Origin of the sequence: Vibrio sp. 10N.261.46.A3 (genome assembly GCF_041472995.1) — a bacterium.
GTDB lineage: Bacteria > Pseudomonadota > Gammaproteobacteria > Enterobacterales > Vibrionaceae > Vibrio > Vibrio coralliirubri.
The window spans coordinates 1-3,606 of record NZ_JBFRRH010000050.1 but is presented as its reverse complement, the minus strand read 5'-3'; the positions used below and the strand labels follow the sequence as shown (position 1 = coordinate 3,606).

1 protein-coding gene is annotated in these 3,606 nt (G+C 42.6%); it reads right to left on the bottom strand.

Translation table 11 applies throughout. The features are described 5' to 3' along the window. Window positions 1–45: 45 nt before the first annotated feature. The gene (locus tag AB4484_RS13280) at window positions 46–3,414 is read right to left on the bottom strand and encodes a hypothetical protein (RefSeq protein WP_372078631.1); all 3,369 of its coding nucleotides are present in this window, start codon (window positions 3,412–3,414) and stop codon (window positions 46–48) included. Window positions 3,415–3,606 lie beyond the last annotated feature (192 nt).

Sequence of the window (3,606 nt, the reverse complement as noted above, 5' to 3'; positions counted from 1 at the left end):
GTAGACGCTTACCCTTTAAAAAGGCAGCCTTCGGGCTGCCTTTTTTCACTTATCCCCAGTCGAGGGACAGTCAGGCCAATTATTTGAACCGTCGGAGCAAGTTCTTTGAGTAACCTCAAACTCAGCTGCATTTGAAGTAGTACCACTATAAGACGCTCGAACACCTACAGTACCGCCATAGTTTTCACCTTTAGCCACCCCCTTTATTGGAGAAGATATTCTAAGATACCCATCCCCCAAATCAACCAAAGACCAATTAGCAATGTTTGTCACTTCTTGGTTTGTGCCATTAGAATAAATAGCATAGGCTCTATATTGATGAGAATCATGAGCCTCAACATTCGCATATGATGGAGTAACAACAAGAGAGTTTGTCGTCTTGGGTATAAAGTTGACGAAACTTTCCGCCTTATCACGATAATCACCAAACCTATCATCTTTTGGCGTTGCGGTGATTTTAATGGATTTAGCAACGCTCTTATCGTTAAATTCGATAACTTTACCATCCAATGATTCATAGATGGTTGCATCCGTACCATCAACACTCCAATCCACAAAATCAGTTGCATCGTGAACACTACCATTTTCTGTCGTTACATTTGCTTGGAGAGGATATTCAATACCCGTATAAACATCCGAGCCAGAAAGCGGCGAAGAAATGGTTAGCGATATAACCTCTGCTGGCACAACATCAAACTCTGTAGTAATAATCCCCACACCATCATCAACATAGGCATTTAATCCACCTGATATTTGCGCTGAAATTGAAACCGCACCAGAATTACTGCCTGCATGAACGGAATAAGAGCCATCATCGTTGACTTCAGTTACGGTACCTGACGGGCTTGTAGTGACACTCCATACAACATCATCCACTCCCAATCGCATACTTTGTCCCGTATCAGCCACTGCAATTGCTTCAAATCTCTGAGATAATTTATAAGGAAGCTCAGTAATTTCAGGTGTAATAAAGAGCGCAGTAATCGTCGCATTCGTTATTTCGACAAATTTCCTCTCCGATGTAACGGAAGGTTTTGCTTTGTATTGCGCAGCAATATAGCCAGAACCTGACGCAAGCGCGACAAGCTCATTACCATCCATCACTGCAGAGTTCGCTGGTTTAAAGTCAAGAAGCCAAGAAACGTCAGAATTATCGACAGCACTAGTGCTACCATCGCTATAAGTCGCCATTGCATTTAATGTAAGCCTGCCCCCTGGAAGTAAAGAAACTTCGTCAGGAAGTAAAACATCTAGAGAAGACAGCTCTTTATCTATTACAGAAATATTAACCGTCGCTGTTGGTGTTTTTCCATCAACCGTTTGTGATAAAGGGACAGTATTATCTAAAATAGTCAGAACAGCATTACCACTACTATTGGTTGCAACAACATTGCCTTTCAATATTTCAGAGTGATTAACAATGTTATCTGGGTCGTCCAATATATAGGTTAATTGAGAGGAAGGAACCTCTATCTTATCACCACTCGCATCAACATGATAAACCGTCAACTCTTGAGATTGATATGTAATTAAATTTACGGATGAAGGAGCTACCTGCATCGATGACGTTAATAAAGGAGCGTCAACATTTACATTTATCTGATGACACAAAAGGTCAGCCATATTGCACGTCGATGTTGCGCTGCCTTTAAGGTACTTAGCAGTGAGTTTTCCATTTTGCCCTTCTGTTTTAGCATACAATGTATCACCATTAATCAAGACAATATCACCCGCCCCCGTCCAAGAGCTGGTATCAAGAATGACCGATACTGTGTCACCATCAATCGCCACATTCTCGATTGAACCATCACTATAGCCCAGTGTTGCTGATAGCTTTTGAGGTATACCTGCAATAAACCCGCTCTCCGGCGTCAGTTGTAATGAGACCACTTCTTTATTAAGAACGGTGACTTGAATTGTCGATTTGCTTGAAACATACCCATAAAAATCCCCTTCCACCGTAAAGGTTTCTGGCTCACCAGTGATGAGGAGCCCCTTTTCTTCCTCGATAGGAGAAAAGAAAGCGGTCTTTGCATCCGTAAACCAAAACATAGCAGGGCTTTGTGACACATCTTCCTGACTGCCATCTTCATAGACAATAAATGCTTTCATCTGCAAGTTGTTATTTAAAGCAAGCTCAGTATCCGCATTAGGAGTCATGATCATCGCCGTAATTTCAGCATCTTTAATAGCGACTTGATATTGGTCTGAGAGGTCACCATGACTTGCCGTCACTGTGACAATAATTTCATCAAAATAATTAAGGTTAGGGTCATAACCACCCGGTGGAATGGCATAAAGGCGATTATCGACCATGTGAACGTAAGTATTGTTATCCACACTCCACTGCGCCCCTGCCGTCAAATCAACCAGTGAGCCGTCTGAGCCTTGAGAAATGAAGTCAAAGCTCATACCAGAGCCTTTTTTTAGCTCCGTTTCTGTAGCAACAATTTTAGCGACCGAATCCGGCTGCTCATAAACGTTAAAGGTGATGCTATCAGAGACTTCCCTGACCTTGGCAGTGATACTGGCTGCCGATCCACCATTCTTACCGACAGCAAAAACACGTCCATTCTGAATGTCGATATCTACCGTTGAATTGTTCGTTGTACTCCAGATGATATCGTTGTTATCAGCAGGGTTGATCACAACACCATTCGTCAACGTAATGATGCCTTTTAACTCTCGATATTCGCCCTCGGCCAATTCAGTATTCCAGACCTGTCCATCGACAGGTTGAACTTCAATGCTCGTCACATCAGAGGTTGAAACAAAAAGCTCAGCACTCGCTTCAAAGGGTTGATGGTTGCTACTTCCAGATGCCGAGACCATAAGGGTTTCACCTTTTGCGCCACTGGTTGCAAGCCCTTTATCAATACTGCCATTATTGATCCCCCACGTCACCGCTTCTTCATCGGTGACATCAAGAACCCGAGCATCGGAAAGAACAGCATTAGCATAAAACTGCTGACTAAGTCCGGCAGGGACAGTCGCTCCTTTGGGAGTCACATCCAGTTCGACAATGATGGCACTGGAAACAGAAAGAGCAACGGCATTACTGCTCTCCAAGCCATTCAATTCTGCCTTGATGTTTGTCAACAGGCTTGATGACGGTGAAACCACATCAGCCTTAAACCTTTGTTCGTTTGTGTCCGTCAATCCATTTGTCATAAATCGTTCATTATCGAGAACCCAGTTAACATCAGGTGAGATATTTTTCTTAGAGCCATCACTATATTCAGCAATGGCTTTCACTTTTGCACTTAAACCTACTGGGATATCACTTTGCCCTTGGATTTCAAGTCTGATCGATGAGACCTCAGGATCGCCAGGAAAGCTCTCATTGGAATAGCACCCTGAAAGCGAGGCGACCATAATGATAAACATCATGAAAGTAACAGAAAATCTATACATATAACTTAATACTTTAGGTTTGATAAAAAAAATGACAGGTTCAAAAATAAGGGGGGGGACTCTACCCTAAAATGTTCAAAATTTCAACTTTTCTATTTTTTAAGGATTTGGGGGTTATTCACGGCTAGAGCATTTTAATTCCAGCGTTTAAAAGAACCGAGCGATACTCATCAGAACCGGCGACGTTGTCGC